The sequence below is a fragment of the Aromatoleum sp. genome (assembly GCF_035254505.1).
In the GTDB taxonomy this organism is placed as follows: domain Bacteria; phylum Pseudomonadota; class Gammaproteobacteria; order Burkholderiales; family Rhodocyclaceae; genus Aromatoleum.
The window spans coordinates 1-20,115 of the sequence record NZ_DATFAO010000099.1 but is presented as its reverse complement, the minus strand read 5'-3'; the positions used below and the strand labels follow the sequence as shown (position 1 = coordinate 20,115).

Here is a 20,115-nt window from a genome sequence, read left to right as displayed (position 1 = left end):
CGCCGCTAAGTTTTTGATACAAAACAGGTTTCAGTTACACGTCAAAATCCCGGATGGCCATCGTTCGCGTCGCGCTTCCCGTTCCATTGCCCCAACTCTTTGATTACACGTCGGAAGACGTATGCAAAGAAGATGTTGGCCGCTGCGTGCGGGTACCCTTCGGCAAGGGTGAAAAGAGCGGGGTCATCGTCGCGTTGCCGGCCGACTCGGACGTGGACCCCGCGCGCCTCAAAGCAGTGCGCCACATTCAGCGCGAAGTCGCGCCGCTGCCTGCGGACTGGCTGGAGCTGGTCGGATTCGTCGCCCGCTACTACCACGCCCCGCCCGGCGAGGTCATCGCGCTGGCGCTGCCGCCGGGCCTGCGACGGGCCGACGCCGTCAGTGACCGGGAGAGCGATCCGCTACTCGACCTCACGCCGGAAGGCCATGCGGCGCTTGACGAGTCCCGCCGCGCGAGCCGCGCCTTGTCGCTGCTCGCGCAGTTGCGCGAAGCCGGCGTGATCCGTCGCAGCGCGGCGCGCGAACTGCCGGACGGCGCCGCCCTGGCGGATGCGCTGCGCCGGGGCTGGATCGAGCCCGTGCGCGCGGCGAGCCCGGCCACGCCCGCTGCGAACCAACCCGAGCTGACCGAAGGCCAGCGCGCGGCCGTCGATACCATCTCGGCCGAACCGCCCGGCTTCGTGTCCTGGTTGCTGCAAGGCGTCACCGGCAGCGGCAAGACCGAGGTCTATCTGCGCCTTGCCGCGCGGGCGCTGGCGGCCGGGCAGCAAGTGCTGATGCTGGTACCCGAGATCGCGCTGACGCCGCAGCTCGAATCACGCGTCGCGAACCGCTTCCCCGCCGCCTGCGTCGTGAGCCTGCACTCTGGGCTCGCCGAAGGGGCGCGTTCGCGCGGCTTCGTGCAGGCGCTCGAAGGGCGGGCGGACATCGTGCTCGGCACCCGGCTGTCGGTGTTCGCACCGCTGCCGCGCCTCGGGCTGATCCTCGTCGACGAAGAGCACGACCCCTCCTACAAGCAGCAGGAAGGCGTGCGCTACTCGGCGCGCGACGTCGCCGTGTGGCGGGCGCGCCAGCGCGGGGTGCCGGTGGTGCTCGGCTCCGCGACGCCTTCGCTGGAAAGCTGGCACCACGCACGCGGCGAACGCTACCGCAGCCTGCGTCTCGATGCCCGCGCGCTTGCGAGCACGCTGCCCAAGGTCCGCCGCATCGATACGCGCCGCATGAAACTCGACGAGGGCTTGAGCCCCCAGCTGCAGGCGGCGATCGGCGAACGCGTCGCGCGCGGCGAACAGAGCCTGGTCTTCCTCAATCGCCGCGGCTACGCGCCGGTGCTGTCCTGCCCGTCCTGCGGCTGGGTGAGCCAATGCCCGCACTGCTCGGCGAACCTCGTCGTGCATCTCGCGGACCGGCGGCTACGCTGCCACCACTGCGGCTGCGACACCGACGTGCCGCGCAACTGCCCGGTGTGCGGCAACCAGGACATTCAGCCTTTCGGCCGCGGCACGCAGCGCATCGAGGCGCGCCTCGCCGAGCTCTTCCCGGACGCGCGTGTGCTGCGCGTCGACCGCGACTCCGCGCGCACGCGCAACCAATGGGAGCAGATGCTCGCGCAGATCGCCAACGGCGAGGCCGACATCCTCGTCGGCACGCAGATGATGGCGAAGGGGCACGACTTCCCCAAGCTCACGCTGGTCGGTGTGATCGCTGCGGACGCGTCGCTGCATGCGGCCGATTTCCGCGCGCCCGAGCGCCTTTTCCAGCAGCTGATGCAGGTCGGGGGACGGGCCGGGCGGGCGCACCTGCCGGGCGAGGTCTTGGTGCAGACCGAGTACCCTGACCACCCGCTGTATCGCTGCCTCGTAAAGCACGACTTCGACGCGTTTGCAGCGAGCGAACTCGATCAGCGCCGCGCCGCGGGTTTTCCGCCCTTCACCTACCAGGCGATGCTGCGCGCCGACGCGCCGGCGCTTAAAGACGCGATGGACTTCCTCGCCCACGCGCGCCGCCTCGCGCAGGATACGGCGCCGGCAGGCCTGCGCGTGTTCGACGCAGTGCCGATGCGCCTGACGCGGCTCGCCCGGCGCGAGCGGGCGCAACTGCTCGTCGAGGCTGACGAGCGTCCCTTGCTGCAGGGATTTCTCGGGCGCTGGATCGAGATGCTGCGTGCGCAACGCACCGGACGCGAGCTGCGCTGGCAGTTGGACGTCGATCCGCTCGAGGTATGAGGGGCCTCAGTTCTTCTCCAGCCAATCCGCACGTTTGGCGAGCCGCTCTGCCTTGTCCGGTGCAAGGCCGGCCGCCGCAGCCATCGCGCGCAGCGCCGCGGGCTCGGGCCGATGTTCCAGCGTCGCGCGCCAGTAGGTCGCAACGCTCAGTTCCGGGTTGGGACGCTCGACGAGTTCGATTGCATCGCCGGGTGCGATCGTGCCGACTTCGCGCACGCGGTAGTACCAGCCGGTGATCCCCTCGTGCGCGACGAACAGCGACGCCCCTTCGGCGTCGAGGCAGTGATCGATCTTCCAGCATGGGCTACGTGGCTGGCTCAGTTGCAGCAGCGCACTGCCGACGCGAAACACGTCGCCGATGCAGACCGTCTCCTCGGTCCAGCCGCGAGTCGACAGGTTCTCGCCCAGCGTCCCCGCCCGCAAGATGCCCGCGCTGTGCGGAAAGCGCTGCGCGAGGCGCGCGTAATGCTCGGCGGGGAAGTGGTGCACCGCCTTCTCGGCGCCGCCGTGCACGCGCCGGTCTCCCTGGAAGTCGCCGGCAAGCCCCTCAGGGCCGACGGCCACGGGCCGGTCGACGGCACTCTTGTAGATGCCGGTCATCTGCCCTTCCGGGGGCAGCGGGCGCAGCGCGCCGACGAAGAGCTGCTCGAGTTGCGTATTCATGACGAAATTATCTCCGCGCCGTGCGGCCACAGCCACGCGGCGCCGCGCACGCCCGACGCGTCGCCGTGCAGGCTCGGCACGAGGCGGGTGACGATGGAATCCGAAAAGACGTGCGGCGCCCAGCGCCGCGGCACGTTGCGATACAGCCGTTCAAGCCGCGACAGGCCGCCGCCGAGCACGATCACGTTCGGGTCGAGGATGTTGATGATGCCGGCGAGTGCGCCCGCGAGCCGCCCCTCATAGCGCTGCAGCGTCGCTTCGCAGTCCGCGTCGCCCGCGTCCGCCCCTTGCGCAATCGCCTCCGCGCTGATCATGCGGCCGGTGTGCTTCTGATGGTCGGCGCTCATGCCGGGCCCCGACAGCCAGGTCTCGATGCAGCCGCGCCGGCCGCAATAGCAGTCGCGCGCTGACCCGTCGTCATCCAGTGCAGCGGCCAAGGGGTTGTGGCCCCATTCCCCGGCGATCGCGTTCGCCCCTTGCAACAGCTTGCCGTGCACGACGATGCCGCCGCCGACTCCGGTGCCGAGGATCACCGCGAACACGACGTCCGCTCCGGCGCCGGCGCCATCGGTCGCTTCCGATACGGCCAGGCAGTTCGCGTCGTTCGCGGTGCGTACCTCGCGCTCGAGCCGCGCCGAAAGGTCCTCGATCAGCGGTCGGCCGTTGAGGCAGGTCGAATTCGCGTTGCGCATGTGACCGCTGGCCGGCGAGCGAGAACCCGGCGTGCCGATGCCGACCGTGGCCCGTGCATCGAGGGCTGCCTCCGCCTCATGGACGAGGCCGACGAGGGTATCGACGGTCGCCGCGTAGTCGCCCTGCGGCGTCGCGACGCGGCGCCGGAAGCATTCGCGGCCGCTCGCGTCCAGCGCGACGAGTTCGATCTTGGTACCGCCGAGGTCGATGCCGATGCGAAACATGGGGAGAGCGGGTCGGTGTGTGCCGGATAGCTAGTTGTTCGGGATGAGCCCAGCTTTCTTGCGGGTCGCTATGAACAGCGTGCGCACCCTATTTCGGGTGACTCAAGGAGTATGGCGAGCGTCTATGTACACCCACGCCTCTTCGCCCGAAGACAGCGGCGCGAGAACACGCTTGTAGGCAGCAACCTCGTACTTGTCCGAATGTTCCAGTTCCAGTTGCGTAACCTCGAACACCGTTCCGGGGACCCGGTCGTCGCGGACGCCCGTGAACCGGACAATCGGATGATGAGTCTTTCCACTTGTTCTTACGACTTCGGGGTCGTCGATGGCGATCATGGAAACCGAGTACCCGAGCAACTCGGCGGACCTGCCCGCGAGCAACCTGCCGAAGGTCGCGCGTTGAACGTTCTCTTGTTGCAGAGTGCCATAAGAAAAGAGGAGTGGCATGGGGGCTTGTCCTATCGGGGCGAAGGTGCAGTGGAAGAGCAACGTTACCACTGCTGGCATCGACCTGGCGCTTACCGCGCTTCGGACCTACACTCCATGCACCATTTGAGCAAAGCAAATTGCCAGGAAATGTGTTTGAGCAAATATGTCATTGAGCGCGGTCAATGACCGCTGCTGCTCGTGACGATAGGATCCAGCCCCTCTACTCCCGGGGGAACTGCTCTCCTGGCCACAACAAAGGAGGTTCCTCATATGAAAGCATCCGTAATCGTCGCCGCCTCGCTGGCGGTCCTGCTCAGTGCTTGTGGGCAGAAGGAAAGCGCCGCGCCCGCAACGGCCCCTGCAGCAAGCGCGCCCGCTCCGGCCCCGGCGGCACCCGCCGCTGCAGCGCCTGCTGCCGCCAATTCCGCGGGCAGCAGCATATTCAACAAGGTCTGCTCGCTTTGTCACGCAGCGGGCGTGGGCGGTGCACCGAAAGTCGGCGACAAGGCCGACTGGGGCCCGCGCATTGCGCAGGGCAAGGACGTGCTCTACAAGCACGCGCTCGAAGGCTTCACCGGCCAGAAGGGCATGATGCCGGCGCGGGGCGCGAGCGCTTCGCTGACGGATGACGAAGTGAAGTCGGCGGTCGACTACATGGTGTCGAAGGCGGAGTGACGGTCTAGCGCCGGCTCGCTGCAACAAGAAGGGACGCGCACGTCGGGGGAAAGGGCTGAGCCTTTTCCCCCGACGTGTCTGGCCTGACGTCAGAAATTAGACAAGTCTTGCGTCAGGTCATCCGTAGCATCTTGCACGGTATCTTCCGCCATATCGTAGAAGTTCCCACCGCCCGTTCTCTTTGCGTTGGTCTCTGTCGTGCTGGCGACTACGGTTCCGGTCGCTTGGTCGATGCCTTCGATGTAGGCCTCGATCGTTCCTTTGCCAACACCGAACATGCCGGCAACCGAGCGAAGGGCCCGGTCGCCCGGATCGTATTTGACCTTCACGTTGATCGCGATCAGTCCGTTTCCCGTTCCCGGGTTTTCCGGTAGAACGGTGAATCCCTCCTCCTGGAGTTTCTCCTTGATGAGTGAGGGGATTCTGCTTTCGAAATTCCTCTTATCCCTCAATCTCCTATCGTCAGGATTGTCGACAAGCAAGGTGACGGAAACATTGGCGATATAGGCCAGCGTGTATTTCTTCTGATGAGGTGCTGCCGCTTCGCTGACTGGCTTGCTTGGATTGGAACCGCAGGAAATCAGCAATGCAGCAAGCGACAAGAAAATCAGAGCTCGAAGAATCGATCTAAACATGGTTGGCAGAGAGATTGCATTCCTGACGGAGGGAGGGAGGCACAGGTCGCGAGAGCTCACTTCTCAACGATCTTTTCCGTAGCAGGCTCTCCTGTGTCGGCATCTTCGATCCAGACCGCGGAACCTCCCTTCTTCAATTCACCCTTGACGACGTACTTGCCGTTGGGCTTCGGGGAAAAGTCCACGGTTCCTTCTACCGAGTGGAACGTTCCGGCCAGCTGGCTTGCTATCGCGTGGATCGGCGCCCCCGTCGTGTGACTGGCTCTCAATGTTGCCTTCATCGGCTCGGCGGGAACTTGGCGGTCAGAAATCACGACCGTCAGCGCGAACCCTTGGCCGCGGCTCGCGTTCGCAGAAGCCCAAAAACTGTTCATGATGCGGTTGCCATTGATTTCGGTCAGCGCGAACAGTTGTCCCTTTGAGCCGCCTTCGGAATATCCGTTCTCGGAATAACCGCTATCGGTGATCCTTGCGACAGCCCCGGCATATCCCTCGGGAACAGGCCGGTAAGTCGCACAGCCGAACAGATTGGCGGCTAGAAGAAGCAGGAAGACTCTTTTCACTTGTTTTCTCGTGACAGGTGGCAACGGGTCGTACGGAGCGCACTGCCGGGCACTCGCGCGACGCGACATGACAGTTAAGTCATTGATACGAATTGTAACATTCGGCCACGCCGGTGACATAGCGACAGATCTCACCGTTGCCCCCGCGATGTGACTCCGGAAGCGCGAGTTGTCGGCTTGCGAGGGAAAGCCGGGGCAACTACAGTTCCAGCTCCCAGAATTCCTGCTCGAACCGGTGCCCGTACTTGCGGACATCCGAGGTCGATCTCGCGAGGCGAAAGCCGAGCTTCCGGTACAGCGTGCGCGCCGTCGTCAGGCAGCTGTAGGTCTCGAGCTGAAGTGTCTTGTAGCGCCGCTGCCGTGCGCACTCGATGACGCGCAGCATGAGCTGCGTCGAGATTCCCCTGCCCCGGTATCGGTTCAGTACCAGCAGGAAATTGACGAAAGCCATGTCTTCGGAGCGTCGCGAAACCGCTACGGAGCCGACGCGCCGGCCGTCTACTTCGGCGATCCAGACCTTGAGGTCCTCCGCGTTGTCGTAGAGATTGAGGACCTTTCTCGCGATGTCCAGCTCGAAGTCCTGCGAGAACGCGAAGTCCTCGGCATACACCTTGCCGTGCGACGAAATCAGCCAGCCGACGTCACCCGGCCCCGGAGGGCGCAGGATTGCGGGGCCTTGCATGTCAGCCGGATTGGGTGCCGTCGTTTGCATGATCGCGCCGCCCGCAAGTTGTCGTTGCAGGACGTTAGTGCACCGAAATGCCGACGTCAATGCAAGTGTGTCTGGCGAATCGGGGTCGGACATGAGCTGCCACCGATCAGAAGATCTGCGCCCCGAGCTGATCGACCAGCGCCACCGGATCGACATCCGGCACCTCGAATTCCAGGTCGTCCAGCGACACGTCGAAGGGCTCGCCTTCGCGGTAGGTGATCGGGAAACGCACGCCGAATTCGAGGCCTGATCCCAGTTCGACGGCGGCGAGTTCAAAGCGTTCGTCGTAGAGGCTGGCGCCCAGCGCGGTGACGGCGACGTAGCCGGAAACGTCGAAGCGGAAGGTGGATTGGGCGTGCAGCGCCGCTTCGGCGTCGATGGCGAGGCCCTGGGAGGGCATCCAGTCGATGTGGATGCCGGCTTCCGCCGCGCCGGAGATGCCCAGCGTCCCACCGATCTCGATGCCGCCGGTGGCGCTGGCGCCGGTGATGCCCAGCCCGATGCCGGCGCGGGCGCCGAGGCGCAGGCCCGCCTGGGCGGGGACGTTGAGGTGGGCGTCTCCGGTGACGTGGGTGTTTTCCTCGTGCGCGGGGGCGTATTCGATGCCGATGCGCAGCTGGTCGATCGCGCCGGGGCCGATGCTGGCGTTGGCGCTGAGGTTGCCGCCGACCTCGGCGACGATGCCGGGGATGATCGGGATCTGGGTCGACAGGCCGAAGAGGCGTTTGTCGTATTCGAGCTTGGAGAAGATCTCGAGCTGGTTCGGCAGCGCGATTTCGCCGGAGACGGTGATTTCGCCGTTGGGGTCGAGGCGGATGCCGGCGGTGCCTTGCAGCCAGGGGGCGATCTGCACGGTGGCGGAGCCACTGCCGTAGACGATGATGGGGGCGTCGGGCGCGGCGTCGCCGCTCGGGCGGCCGTCCTCGCCGATGCTGCGGTTGGTGGCGCCGACGGTGATCTGGCCGGAGAGCATGCCGCGCGCGAAGGCGCCGCTGAACTGGGCGTCGAAGGCGCCGTCGTCGTAGGTGACGGTGAGCTCGGAGTCGACGCCGGGAATCGCGGGCTGGGCAGTGCCGGTGGCGGAGACTTTCCAGTCGCCTTCGTCCTTCTTGCATTCGACGTGGATCGAGCCGGAGCGGATCGCGGGGTTGGCGGCGAGGGCGACGTCGCCGGCAATGGTGAGGCCGGTGTCCCCTTGAGTGATCGAGATGCCGGCTTCCTTGACGCCGGGGACCGAGAGTTCGGCGCTGCCGGTGAAGCTCCAGGCGCCTTCGGTGACGCTGACCGTGGCGGTCGCGCTCTTGATGCCGCGGATCTTGTCGGGGGTGTCGATGCCGATCGTGCCTTCGGCGCCGAGCGCGCCGTCGCGCCACCATGCGCGGACGCGGGCGCGGTCGAAGAGGGAGCGTTCGAAGGTGAAGCCGCCTTCGAGCTGCACGCCGCCGGCGGTCGATACGGACGCCGCGAGTTCGCCGCTGCCGGCGCCTTCGATCGAGAACAGTACCTGGCCGCCGAGGCCGAGGCCGCGGGCGGTGGAGTAGAAGACGCTGACGTAGGCGTCGTCGATGGTCGTGCGCGGGATCGGCAGGCTGATCTGGTCGGGGCCGTAGTCGAGCGAGAAGCTCAGATCCTTGCCGCGCAGGCGCACCGTGATCGGGGCGTTGAGGATGGGGATCGAGGGCGTCAGCGTGCCTTCGGCGGAGAGTTCGCCGTCTTCGGTCGAGATCGATGTGAAGCTGACCGGGCTGAGGTGGGTGTAGGTGAGGTTCAGCGCCGGGACGGCCGAGGGGTAGCCGCGGTATTCGCCGTCGCCGGTGAGCGCGATCGTGACGGCGGGGGTTTCCGGCTGCCAGTCGGCGGGGAGGTCCCATTCGGCGGAGAGCGAGCCGACGGGCCCGGTCGGGGTGCCGGCGTTGTCGGTGAGGCTGATCGCTGTGATCCGCAGGCCCGCGAGGGCGCGCGCCTGGGTCGTGCCGATCGCGGGTGCGCTGCCGGGGCTGTGGCGGAAGCGGCCGACGGTGATGCCGCCGGGGCCGGAGGTGAGGATGAATTCGCCGGCCGTGCCCTGGGCGACGCCGTCTTCGGTGGCGTTGGGCGGGCTCGCGGTGTTGAGCGGTTCGGCGGCCTCGATCTCGGTCTTGGTCCACCAGGCGGACGCGCCCGCGGCGGAGCCGGCACCGGTCGCGGCGGCACTGCTGAAGACGACGTCGTGCTGGCGCAGCACGGTGCCGCGGTCGGGCTTGGGGTCGAAGGTGTCGAGGTAGGCGTCGACTTTTCGGTAGATGCCGCTGCGGATCGTGCCGCCGGAGCTGCTGTTCGACGGCTGGTCGAGGAGCTCCATGTTCTGAACGCTGTTGCCGACGCCCGAACCCATCTGGCCGGAGACCTGCAGCTCGACGATGTGGTCGACCTGGAACTGCGGGATGGCGCGGCCGTTGCGGTCCCAGGCTGGGATGCGCAGCAGCGTTTGCAGCTCTGAAATTCGTTTCGACGTGAGGCGCGCGCCGCGATGGAGTTTCAGACGTACACGGCCGCTGTCGTCGGCGGGGACGGGGATGTTGCGTTCGCCGAGTTTTGAGCGCACGGCGTCGGCGGGGACCTGCAGCTGGTTCCACACCGCGCGCTGGTCGGCGCCGTCGCGGCCGTAGCCGCGGACGCGCTTCAAGTTGCCGGCGGAGGCGAGGCCGCTGTAGATCGGCAGGTGGCGCGATTTGACGGCGGGGATTTCGAGGCGTTCGAGGGCTGTGGCGGCGGCGGAGGTGCGGTCGGTTTCGTGGAAGCGGGTGTCGAGCGTCGGGTCGACGGCGCGGGCGAGCACCGCGGCGGCCTGGCCGTCCTGCTGCACGACGTGGGTGAGTTCGTGGGCGAGCAGATGCCGGCCTTCGGCCGTGTCGGGCGCCCACGCGCCGGGGGCGAGGTAGATGTCGCGGCCGGAGGTGAAGGCGCGCGCGCCCAGGGCGGCGGTGAGGCGGGCGGCTTCGGCGTCGGTGTGGATGCGCACGTCCGCAAAGTCGCGGCCGAAGTGGCCTTCGAGGCTGCTGCGGGCGTCCTTGGGAATCGGTTCACCTCGGCCGCGGCGGGCGTCGACGCGGCCGGCGGCGTAGGCAGGCAGCGACGGCGTGGATGCAGTGGCAGTGCCGGGCAGAGGAGTGGGCGCAGCGGAAGCACCGCCGGTGGCGGCTGGCGAGCCCCCGGCAGAAGCGGGCGAAGCGGCGGCTGAGGTCGTTCCACCCGCGGCGGCGCTGCCCGGTGCAGTACTCGTGGTGCTCGTCGGCGTGGGGTCAGGTACGGCGAGGGGGGTGACAGCGTTGGCGCGCTGTTGGGCTTCGCGTTCGATGCCTTCGCCGGGCTGACTCACACGAGCGGCGGGACGGCCCGGTGGCTGCGCGTAGGCGGGCAGGGCTGGTGGCGGCGCGGGGGTGCTGGCCGATGAGGCGGCGGGCGAATTGCCCTGTGCGCGTGCTTCGGCGCTGCGCGAGGCGGCGCGCGGGGTCTCGGGCGCCGGCCGTTCGCTCGGCCGGCGTGCGAATTTAGGCGACGGCGTTTCCATTGTCGCTGCCGGGCATGGGGCTCGCCGGCGGGGTGGCGGGCGTCGGCGGGTTTGGGGTCGGCGTGGGCCAGTCGCCCTTTGGCGAGGGGGCGCCGCATTCCATCGCCACCTGCCACTTCGGCTTGTGCAGTCCCAACGACCACGGCGACTGCGCGGTGACGGTCTCGAGCGCGTGGTGGAAGGTCGAGTAGTGCTGCGGCCGGACTTCGGTGCCGAAGGACATGATGCCGCCGTTGTGTTCCTTGATCGCGCCGGGCAGGTGGACGCCGTTGGCGTCGGTCATGGCCTTGGTCATCGCGTCGTGGTCGACGGGGTCGCCGATGTTGGTGCCGCCGGTGACGTATTCGTCGTCCACGCCGAAGGCATGCCCCCACTCGTGCGCCGCGGTGATCATGCGCTCGCCGCCGTCGACGATGAGGTCCGCGCGCTGGTCGGTGGCGAGTTTGGGCTGCGTCTGGTCGGCCTCGGTTTCGCCGCGCGGGGTGATCGTGACGCGCGTGGCGGTGTTCGCGAAGCCGTTGGCGGCCAGGTGGTCGCGCACGGCATTGGCGCGGCGCTCGGAGAGGTCGTGGTTGTACTGCTCGGTGCCGGAGGCGCTCGCGTGACCGACGATCTCGACGCGGACTTCCTGGTGCGCGGCGTTGCCGACCGCGCCGTTGAAACGTGCGATGAAGTCGTTGAGTTTCCCGACCGCAGTGCCCGTCAGCGCATCGGAATTGAAGCCGAATTCGACCGATTCGCGCAGCAGGTCGTATTCCTTGGGGCCGGTGGTCGTGCTGGCGAGCCGCATCGTCTGGTCGCGCGGGTCGGTGAGGCTGCCGGGACCGACTTCGTGCGAGATGTCGAAGGTGCGCAGGCTCTCGCCGGGGGGCGTCTTGTAGATCTCCGCCGCCATGTGGTCGCCGGCGGCTTTCGCGCGCTGGCCGATGTCGAGAGCGACTTTCACGTCGGCGCCGAGCCAGGTCCAGCGCGGCTTGTTGAGGAAGAAGCTGTGCTTGCCGCCCCAGGTGGATTCGATCAGCGTCTTCAGGTTGGCGAGCCAGGGGGCCTGCTCTGCGGGCGTCCATTGGTAGCGCGCCAGCAGCGCGTTGCGCACGAACGCGACGGGGATGCCGTTGATGCGGTTGGCGAGCGCGGTGATCTCGGGGGTGGCCGGGAGGTCGGGGTGCGGCGCGACGATGCCGGCGTTCTGCACGAGGGTGTCCTTGAACTCGGCGGCCACACCCTGCTGGATGTCGAGCACGCCCTCCCCTTCGGTCGGGTCGCTGCGGTATTGGGCGTCGAAGCCGCCGTAGCCGGCCGCGCCGATGATGCCTTGGGGTGCGGCTGGATAGGGGCCGGCCTTGGCCCATTTTTCCGATTCCGCGAGTTCCTTGTTGCAGCCGGCCATGGGATCGGCGGGGGCGCCACCGTCGCCGAAGAGGTCATCCCAGAAGTCGCGCTGCAGCTTGGGCGCGGCGCTCTGCGGGCCGCCCGCGGACTGTTGGCCGACGTGGGTGAGTTCGTGGGCGAGGAGTTCGAGTCCGGCGTCGGACTCGGGGGCGTAGCTGCCGGCGGAGAAGTAGATGTCGTTGCCGACGGTGAAGGCACGGGCGTGCATTTCGACGCACATCGCGTCGGCTTCGGCGTCGGTGTGGATGCGCACCGCGGAGAGGTCGCGGCCGAGCTTCGCCTCCAGTTCGGCGCGCAGGTCCGGCGCGAGCGCCTCGCCCTGGCCGCGGCGGGCGCCGATACGCTGCTCGGTTTCGGGCGGGGCTTCCTTGCCGGCGAGGGCGTCGGGCTTGTTTGCAGCGGGTTTGTCCGACGGGGCGGACTTGGCGCCGTCGCCGGGCGCGGCCTTCTGCTCTTCGGGCGCCGGGGCGCGCATCAGCTTCGGCGCGAGCACCTCCTTCTTCGGCGGGGTGATCGCCGGTTCGAGGCTGCCGCGCGGGCCTGCGCCGCCGCAGCTCGAACACTTCGCGGGGGCGTTCGACGACGAGCGCATTGCGCGGCGGACGTCGCCGGCGACCTTGTCGGCTTCCTGTTCGTCGGCGTCGCCCGGCTGGCTGACGGCGAGCTTGACCTGCAGGTAGCTCGGCGGCTGCGTGCCCCGGCCGTCGGTGGCGCCCCTGTCGCCTTCCTTGCCCTGAGCCTTCGCGGTGCCGGAAGGCTTGGCCGCCGCCTCGCCCGCCTTCTTGTCCGGGGCGGAAGAGGGGGCGGGCGCCGGCGGAGTCTTGCGGCGCAGCGTGCCGCCGGGTGCGAGGCGGCTCATTCCGCACTCCGCGCGTGCATCAGCTGCGGCGGTGGGCTGCGGCCGATCTTGCGGTATTCCTCGATCAGCGCGGCGACGAGTTGTTCGACGGCGATCGGGCGGGCGCCGTCGCCGTCGTCCGGCGTCGCCGGATCGAGGGCGGCGGCCTGCAGCACGGCATTGCGGATATGGCCGCCGGGCAGTGTGCAGTAACTTGCGAGGTGGCGGCACAGGGCCGCGTCGGGGGATCGCTGACCCAGGTGCGACTGCCAGATGCGCAAGCGTTCTGCCACGCCCGGCGGTGGAAACTCGATGATGGCGTCGAAGCGGCGGGTGAAGGCGGCGTCGATGCGTCCGCGGGTATTGGTGGTTAGGACCACGATGCCCGGGTGCTGTTCGATCCGCGTGAGCAAAAAGTTGGTGAGCATGTTGGCGTAGCGTTCGCCGGTCTCCTTGCCTTCGCCGCGGCGGCCGAAGAGGCTGTCGGCCTCGTCGATCAGCAGGAGCACGTCGAGCGCGGCCGCCTCGTCGAGGAGGCGCCCGAGGTTCTTCTCGGATTCGCCGATGTATTTGTTCATCACGGCCGCGAGGTCGACGCGGAAGAGCGGAGCGCCAAGCAGCGTCGCCAGCCGGCTCGCGGCGAGCGTCTTGCCGGCGCCGCTGTCGCCGGCGAAGAGGGCCCGCACGCCGGGCGCGGGGTCGGCGAGGCTCGCGCCGAGACCGTCGCGGAGCTTTTCGCGCTGGCGGCAGCGGGCGACGAGGGCGTCGAAGCGTTCGACGAGTTCGTCCGGCAGCACCAGCGCGTCGGGGCCGACTTCGCGCGTCACCGGTTGTGCGAGCTGGCGCAGGCGTTCGCTGCCGAAGCCCGCGCGGGCACGACGCAGATGGGCGAGGCCGGGCGTTTCGCCGCGGACCTGGGCGTCGAGGCGCAGGCGTTCGGCGATCGTGTGCACGGTCGGACCGTCGAGCAGCGCGTGGTCGGCGAATTCGCGGCCGAGTTCCGCGTCGCCGAGGCCCGCGTCGTTCGCCGCGAGGGCGGCACGCCATGCGGCGTGGCGTTCCAGGGGGGAGAGCTGCGGCAGGTCGATCTCGGTCAGCCGCGGGCCTTCGACGGCGCCGTCGTGGCCGGTGACGATCAGCATCGGCACGGCGAGCGCCGGGTTCGGCGGCAGCGTGTGGCGTTCGCCGGGGCCGAGGTCGAGCGTCAGCACCGGCAGCCAGCCGGCGTAGCGGCACGCGGGGGCGAGCGCGGGATCGCGCGCCCAGGTCGCGGCTTCCATCTGCAGCGGCGGGCGGCCGACGGCGGCGGCGAGGCGGGCGGCGGCTTCGAGGCCGGCGCCGCGCGAGCCGCGCAGCACGACGTATTGGGTGACGCCGCCGCGCAACATGCTCGCGAGCGAGGGGAGCTGGTCGCAGTAGCGTTCGGGCAGCACGGCATTGGTGACGGGCAGCGGCGAGGTGTCCTGCCACGCGCTGGTGTCGCCGCAGAGCAGGGCCCAGAGCTCGGGCGCGATCGAGAGGCTGCGCGTGGGCATCGGGCCGTCGCCGGTGACTTGGAGGATGCCGGCGCGGACCAGGCAGTGGTTGGGGAGCGCGAGCGGCGGCAGGGCGGTGCCGAAAAGCGCCTCGCCGAGCGCGGCGACGAGGTGCAGGCCGGGGCGCACCGGGCCGGGGGACTGCAGCTCGGCGACGGCGAGATTGAGCAGGTAGCTCGATTCGCTTTCGCCGCAGAGGGCGAGCGCGAACCATTCGTGGAGCTGCAGCTTGAGGTCGGTGAGCAGGCGCCCGAGCGGGCCGCGCAGTTGCGGGGCGAGTTGCGCGAGCGCCTGGCACGCGGCCGGCCAGTCTTCGCGCGGGGTGTCGAGGAGGGGCGCGAGGTCGTCGGCGCCGCCGCTCGACGCCAGCGCGTCGAACGCCGCGGAGCGCGTGCCGAGACTGAGCTTCGCGAAGTGCAGGATGCCGGCGTGGACGAAGGCGCGCGACAGGCGGGGGCCGTCGAGCGGCGGGGCGGGTGTGTTCATGACGTGAAACCTCCGCTGTCGTAATGGAAGTGCACGACGCGTCCGAGCCAGGGCAGCCAGCCGGGGTCGAGGTCGAGGCCGGGGCGTCGGATGTCGAGGTCCACGTCGGCGAGGCGCAGATGGATGTCAACGTGGCTGCGCGTTGCGACCACGTGCGCCGGGCGTTCGGCGAGCGCGGCGCGCAGCGCGGTTTCGCCATAGTGGCGCAATGCGGTGTGCAGCACGATGCCGGATTCGGTGCCGCGGGGCAGGTGTGCGAGCGCGATCGCGGGCTCGTCGGGAGAGCCGTCGTCCGGCGCGAGACCGCAGGCGTCGGCGAGGAAGGCCGCGAGCGGCGAGTCGGGGGTGAAGCCCAGCGTGGCCGCGAGGCGGACGAGTTCGCGCCAGCCGGCCTGCGGCTCGTCGAGGCGGGCGCGCCAGTCGCGCAAGGCGGGAAGGTCCAGCACGTTGAGCAGGAAGAAGAAACCGCCGCCGCGGGTGTGGAAGTCATGGTCCGCGGCGGGCGGAAGCGTCGCGAACGAAGCCGCGACGGAGGAGACACGTTGGGGGGTGGAGGGCGCGCGGTTGGGGAGGTTTTCCCGGGGGGCGCCGGTGGTGGTAAGCGGATCGCGCGCCGCGGCGGGCGATGAAGTGTTGTCCGCGGTGGCAGGAGCCCGGGGGGCCGAGTCTTGCGTCGGGCCGGGCGCTTGCGCGTCGGCGGGGCGATGGCCGCGTCCTGCGTGGCTGAGCCGATCGGAATGGCGGTCCGGTGTCGATGGGGCCGCCGGAATGAGAAGGGCCCCGGCGGCGGCGCGCAGCGCGTCGGCGGCGTTCGCGCCGGCCAGTGTCGCAGGGGCTTGCCTCCACAGCGCGAGCGCCGCTTGCAGGACGACGCGCGGGTCGGACGAGGGCAGGTCGCGGAGCTGTGCGGCGCGCGGGGCGGCGGTGTCGAACACGGAATCCGCCGTCTGTGCCGGTGTGGGCGGTTCGGGCGCTTGGGCCGTCGACCGGGCATCGGGTGGGCGCTCAAGCGCCGGGGGGCCGGATGCGGTGCGCTTTCCCGCCCCACGTTCCTGCGAGGTCGGGCTGAGTGTGCTTGTGATGGCGCTTTGCCAGCCGGTCGCGGTGCCGATGGCTTGCAGGATGCTGCGGGCGGCGGGGGCGTCGAGGGTGCGCCACAGGGCCGGGAGGCTGTCGCGCAGCGCGGGCCGTTCGAGGAGGGCTGGCAGCGCCAGCGCGTCCTCGCCGAGGAGCTCCGCGAGCGCTTGCGCCGTGGGGCGGGCGAGCAGGGCCGTGCGATGGCGCCACAGCCAGCGCCGGTGCGCGGAGCCGGCGACGAGGTCGCGGAGCAGGCAGGCGCGGTAGTCGAGCGCGTTGCGGAAGCGCACCGCGTCGGCGGCGTCGGCGGCCGGGCTCCAAGGGTCGGCGGCGCGGCGGGCGAGGTGCTCGGTGGCCGCGGCCGCACGCGCGGGCAACTCGGCGGCAGTGCCGGCCACCGCGACGCGGCGGACGACGACGATCGCGTCGTTGGCGTCATCGGGCCAGTGTGCGCGGGCAAGCGCGGCGAGGAGCGTCGCGCGTGCGGCGTCGATTGCGGACGCGGTGCCCCGCAGCACGACGCGGCCGACGCGGATGTCGCCCGAGCTCATCGCGTCAGCCCCGGTTGAGGCCGCTGATCTGCAGCGCGGCGGTGAGTATCGCTGCGGGATTGCGTTCGAGCTGCGGGTCGAGGATGCTCGCGACGGACGCGACCGTCCCCTGGTCGTCGTGGTCGTCGACGCGCAGCGTCGCGATGACGCGCTGGCGGTCGTCGAAGAGCTGCAGCAGCGTGCCGGGGGCGGCTTCGCGGTTGAGCGTGAGGCGCAGCGCGTCGCCGAGGCGGAAGCGGCCGGGGATGGTCTTCAGGCGGCCCTGGACGAGCTGCTGCGGGTCGTCGCTCGCGGCGAGCAGCAGGCAGGCGCGGACGAGGTTCCTCATCGCGGTGCGGCTGGCGGCGGAGGCATCCGCGTCGAGCTGGCGGAACCACCACGCGACGAGTTCGACGAGGGTGCGTACGCCGTTGAAGTCGCGCTCCTCGGCGTCGGCGATGCCTGGCCAGCGTTCGGGCGTCTCGACCGCGAGGCGGTTGGCTTCGGCATCGGCGGACCATCGCAGGCGGATCGACGGGGCGATCGTGCGCAGGCGCGCGAGGAGGCAGCCGGCGGCGGCGTCGAGGCGCTGGTGGAGCACGCGCGCCGGGTCGCGCAGCAGCGGCGAGGGGATCGCGAGGAGATCGTCGAGGGCGAGGATCGCGCTGCCCTGGCGCTGCAGCTCGGACAGTGCGCCGGCATTGAAGGGGCGCGCGGCGAGGTCGCGCACCAGCGCGTGGTTCTGCTGGATCAGCGATGTGAGCACGGGCGTGTCGGCGACCGGGACGCGATTGAGGCGCAGCGCGAGCTTTTGGCGGCGCGTGTCGATGAGTCCGGCGAGGATCGCGCGGCCGGGCAGCAGGTGGCCGAGCGGGCGCAGGTTTGCCCAGTCGCCGGCGGGAATGTCGTAGACGGCTTCGATGAAGGGCGCGAGCGCGGCGGGCAGCGAGGTTTCGCGGTTTGCGCAGCCCGGGACGAGGTCGTCCGGAGACGCGGGCCGCAGGTCGAGCGGGTCGGGCAGCGTGCGGCCGAGCGGGGTCTCGCGCACCTTCACGTAGAAGAGGCCACGGTGGCTTTCGATGACGCGCTTGCGCTCGGCGTAGTCGGCTTCGATCTCACGCCAGTGCTCGGCCAGGAGGCGCTGCGCGACGGCGTAGTCGTCGAGGGCCTCGACGCGTTCGCGCTCGCGTACGTCGAGGGTCCGGATCTCGCCCGGGATGTCGGCTTCGAGGGCCGCGAGGCGCGCGCGCAGGTCGTCGAGGGCTTGTTGGTGGCGGCGGCGCAGCGTGGTGAGCGCGCCGCGCAGCGCTTCGATCTTGCGGATGTCGTCGGCGACGACCTTGCCGGCGGAAAACAGTGCGGATTCGTCGTTGTGCTTGAGGCCGTCGCCGGCGTCGTCGCCGGGCCGCGGGATCGCGAGGTCGAGTCGCGGGCGCAGCAGGAAGCCGTCGGCGTTGTGCAGGTCGGGGGCGACGAAGAGGCGGAAGGCGGGCGCCTCCTTGACGTCGGTGATGGCGCCGAGGCGGCGCAGCTCCTCGGGCTTCAGGTAGTCGTCGAGGAAGTCGCAGACGCGGTCGATCAGCGACTTCGCCTGGTTCTGGCGCGAGTTGGCCTTGTCGCGCAGGTCGAGGAGATCGCGCCGGACGTTGAGGAAGCTGTCGCGGATCACGTCGACGTGCGACAGCATGCCTTTCGCGGTCGTCGTCGCCTTGCTGAAGACCGGCTCGGTGAGCGGTTCGCTGGGTTCGGCGGCGACCTGGAAGGAGCCCGCGAGCGCGGCGAGGCTCGCGGCGGAGATCGTCGGCTCCAACTGCACTCTTGCGTCCGGAACCAGTGTCCCGGCGGCGAGCTTCACTTCGGTGAATTCCGTGGCGTTGGCCGTGAAGCGGTTGAGGATGTCGCTCATCTCGGTTCCTCCGGAGTCGTCGCGACCTTCGGCACGAACTGCGCCTTCGTCGTCCAGCGCACGAGCTTCGCGCCGAGGCCGTCGCCGGGCACGCCGCCGGCGAGCGTGCTGAGCGAGACGGTGAGGGTGTCGAGCTGCTGGCGCTGCAGACCGAGGAAGTCGTTGACCTCTTCGAGCAGGCGGAAGCTCTGGTCGAGCGCCGCTTCGAGGTGGCGGATGTCTTCGCGCAGGTCTTCGCGCTGGCGGAAGAGGCCGGGATCGCCGGGCTGCGAGTCTTCGACCGGCGAGTAGCCCGGCGGGGGCGGATGGCGGTCGGCGACGTGGCTCGCGTAGGGCTCGGGCAGCGGCGCGGTGGGCAGGGCGACGGCGGCCGTGGTGAAGATCGGGCCGGTTGCCGGGGCTAGCGTCGCTCGGCGGGCGGTGACGAGGTCGTCGCGGTAGAGGTCGGGGTCGCGCGGCGCGATGGCGCGCAGCATCGGCGCGCGCAAGGCCTTCAGCTGTTCGGGCGTGAGGCCGTGGAAGAGCGCGAACCACTGCTGCTTCCAAGCCTGGAAGGCGCGGGCGGCCGCCTCGCCGCGGCGGAAGAGTTCGTCTTCGAGTTGCGTGTCGCGCTGGGGCAGGTCGAAGAGATCGCGCCGGTAGTCGAGGTCGGGGATCGCGAGCAGCAGGCGGATGCGTTCGCCGAGGCCGTGGATCAGGTCCACGCTGCCGCGCGAGAGTTCGTCGGCGACGACGCCTTCGACGGTGCTCGCGGGCACGGGTGCGAGCTCGACCTGCAGGTCGGCGGGGAGGAAGGCGAGCGTCGGGGTCTTGCCGGCCGGGTCGCGCAGCAGTGCCGCCGGCAAGGGACCCGCGGCGGGCAGGTAGTCGAGGCCGAGGAGTTCGGCCAGCGTCTGGGTCGGCACGTTCGGCAGCGGTGCGGGGTGATCGCGCTGCCAGGCTTCGAGTGCCGCGACGGTCTGCGCGAGTAGCGTGTGGGCGGCGGCGCCGGGCTCGGCCAGCAGCCGCCCGGCGAGCGGGTCGAACCATACCGGAAGCTTGCCGACGACCTTCACGAGGCCCAGCGGTACGGCGCCGCTGTCGGCGCGGAAGGGCGACTCGCGCAGCAGGCGGGCGCCGATGCGGTTCGCCGCCTGCGGTTGCGGCATCGCCATTAGCCGCGGGCTGCCGGCGATGCGCTGCAGGCCGAGGAGGCTGACGGTCTCGATGCGGCGTTCGCGCAGCGGGTCGGGCTCGGTGCGCGTGCAGGGCTCCTGGTCGGTCGGGTCGTCGATCGGCTCGACGGCGCTGCGGATCGTCACGAGGAAGAGGCCGTCGCGCAGCGGCGTGTCCTGGTCGCGCTCGGCTTGCGCCGCGAGGTCGGTCCAGGCCTGGTCGAGCGGGTAGAAGAGGCGGATCAGCTGGCCCGCGGCGCCGACCGCGAGGCCGGGTTGTACGCGCACGCGGGTGTCGGCGCCGGTGCCGAAGAAGGCGCAGGGCAAGCCCTCCACGATGCCCGGTTCGAGGCTCGCCAAGAGCGGCGCGACGCGGTCATCGACGTAGGCCTGCAGGCGCTCGAACTCGCGTTCGCCGAGCGCGCGGCCGGCGAAGAGGTTGAGTCGGCGCGGGTCGTCCGGGCGTTTTTCGGGCTCGTGGAGGCGGATATCGACGGGCACGCGCGGCAGCAGCGTCAGCGCCGGACGCAGCGCGAGCGCGGCGAGCAGGCTGGGCGAGAGGAAGGACGGGGTGGCCATGATTGCTCAACGCCTCCTGTTGATTCGGAATGCGGCATTCGGGCGATCCCGATGTTCGCCTCGCGCCATGTTCATCAGCCGACGACCCGCTTCCACAGTTCGAGCTGCGTGCCCGACAGGCCGAAGTTCTGCCCTTCTTCGAGGAAGAACTTCGCGAGGTCGAGGTCGCCGGCGGCGTCGAGGAAGCGGTCGCGCAGCTTCTCGAAGACGCCGAGGTCGAAGCGCGCGAGCGCCGGCATCGTGGGCCAC

14 protein-coding genes are annotated in these 20,115 nt (G+C 69.8%); 2 read left to right on the top strand and 12 right to left on the bottom strand.

The window, feature by feature from the left end; all coding sequences use genetic code 11:
* The first annotated feature begins 53 nt into the window (after positions 1 to 53).
* Positions 54 to 2,225, top strand: a complete 2,172-nt coding sequence (locus VJ673_RS21850) for a primosomal protein N' (protein WP_324128286.1) — start codon at positions 54 to 56, stop codon at positions 2,223 to 2,225.
* Positions 2,226 to 2,231: 6 nt separating this feature from the next.
* Here the strand turns inward: VJ673_RS21850 and VJ673_RS21845 are convergent, their stop codons facing one another.
* The 3 genes from VJ673_RS21845 to VJ673_RS21835 form a co-directional block, all read right to left on the bottom strand.
* Entirely contained in the window at positions 2,232 to 2,888 is a 657-nt protein-coding gene (locus VJ673_RS21845; protein WP_324128285.1) for an MOSC domain-containing protein, read from the bottom strand.
* Entirely contained in the window at positions 2,885 to 3,805 is a 921-nt protein-coding gene (locus VJ673_RS21840) for an ROK family protein (RefSeq protein WP_324128284.1), read from the bottom strand. The genes VJ673_RS21845 and VJ673_RS21840 overlap by 4 nt, the downstream gene beginning before the upstream one ends.
* A gap of 102 nt (positions 3,806 to 3,907) precedes the next feature.
* Positions 3,908 to 4,252: a gamma-glutamylcyclotransferase family protein gene (locus VJ673_RS21835; protein WP_324128283.1), complete on the bottom strand. Its 345-nt coding sequence runs from the start codon at positions 4,250 to 4,252 to the stop codon at positions 3,908 to 3,910.
* Between the two features lie 252 nt (positions 4,253 to 4,504).
* Between VJ673_RS21835 and VJ673_RS21830 the strand changes: the two genes are divergently transcribed.
* Positions 4,505 to 4,909, top strand: coding sequence for a c-type cytochrome (locus VJ673_RS21830; protein WP_324128282.1), 405 nt, complete (start codon positions 4,505 to 4,507; stop codon positions 4,907 to 4,909).
* An 89-nt stretch (positions 4,910 to 4,998) separates the two neighbouring features.
* Here VJ673_RS21830 and VJ673_RS21825 read toward each other — a convergent pair whose 3' ends face one another.
* The 9 genes from VJ673_RS21825 to VJ673_RS21785 all read right to left on the bottom strand — a co-directional run bounded on the left by VJ673_RS21825 (position 4,999) and on the right by VJ673_RS21785 (position 19,866).
* Positions 4,999 to 5,511, bottom strand: coding sequence for a DUF4410 domain-containing protein (locus tag VJ673_RS21825; RefSeq protein WP_324128281.1), 513 nt, complete (start codon positions 5,509 to 5,511; stop codon positions 4,999 to 5,001).
* Between the two features lie 89 nt (positions 5,512 to 5,600).
* Complete coding sequence (locus VJ673_RS21820) at positions 5,601 to 6,107, bottom strand: hypothetical protein (protein ID WP_324128280.1); 507 nt, start codon at positions 6,105 to 6,107, stop codon at positions 5,601 to 5,603.
* 199 nt (positions 6,108 to 6,306) lie between these two features.
* Positions 6,307 to 6,819 carry a GNAT family N-acetyltransferase gene (locus VJ673_RS21815; RefSeq protein WP_324128279.1) on the bottom strand — a complete coding sequence of 171 codons (513 nt, stop codon included), beginning with the start codon at positions 6,817 to 6,819 and terminating at the stop codon, positions 6,307 to 6,309.
* Positions 6,820 to 6,925: 106 nt separating this feature from the next.
* On the bottom strand, positions 6,926 to 10,369 hold the full coding sequence (locus VJ673_RS21810; RefSeq protein ID WP_324128278.1) for a DUF4157 domain-containing protein: 3,444 nt from the start codon (positions 10,367 to 10,369) through the stop codon (positions 6,926 to 6,928).
* Positions 10,350 to 12,620 carry an eCIS core domain-containing protein gene (locus VJ673_RS21805; RefSeq protein ID WP_324128277.1) on the bottom strand — a complete coding sequence of 757 codons (2,271 nt, stop codon included), beginning with the start codon at positions 12,618 to 12,620 and terminating at the stop codon, positions 10,350 to 10,352. The genes VJ673_RS21810 and VJ673_RS21805 overlap by 20 nt, the downstream gene beginning before the upstream one ends.
* A complete protein-coding gene (locus VJ673_RS21800; RefSeq protein ID WP_324128276.1) occupies positions 12,617 to 14,620 on the bottom strand; it encodes an ATP-binding protein in 2,004 nt (667 codons plus the stop codon). Before VJ673_RS21800 ends, VJ673_RS21805 begins: the two co-directional genes overlap by 4 nt.
* Positions 14,617 to 16,248 carry a hypothetical protein gene (locus tag VJ673_RS21795; protein ID WP_324128275.1) on the bottom strand — a complete coding sequence of 544 codons (1,632 nt, stop codon included), beginning with the start codon at positions 16,246 to 16,248 and terminating at the stop codon, positions 14,617 to 14,619. Before VJ673_RS21795 ends, VJ673_RS21800 begins: the two co-directional genes overlap by 4 nt.
* Before the next feature lie 4 nt (positions 16,249 to 16,252).
* Positions 16,253 to 18,133 (bottom strand): hypothetical protein, encoded by a 1,881-nt coding sequence (locus tag VJ673_RS21790; RefSeq protein ID WP_324128274.1) that lies wholly within the window; start codon positions 18,131 to 18,133, stop codon positions 16,253 to 16,255.
* Positions 18,130 to 19,866, bottom strand: coding sequence for a hypothetical protein (locus VJ673_RS21785; protein ID WP_324128273.1), 1,737 nt, complete (start codon positions 19,864 to 19,866; stop codon positions 18,130 to 18,132). The genes VJ673_RS21790 and VJ673_RS21785 overlap by 4 nt, the downstream gene beginning before the upstream one ends.
* Positions 19,867 to 20,115 lie beyond the last annotated feature (249 nt).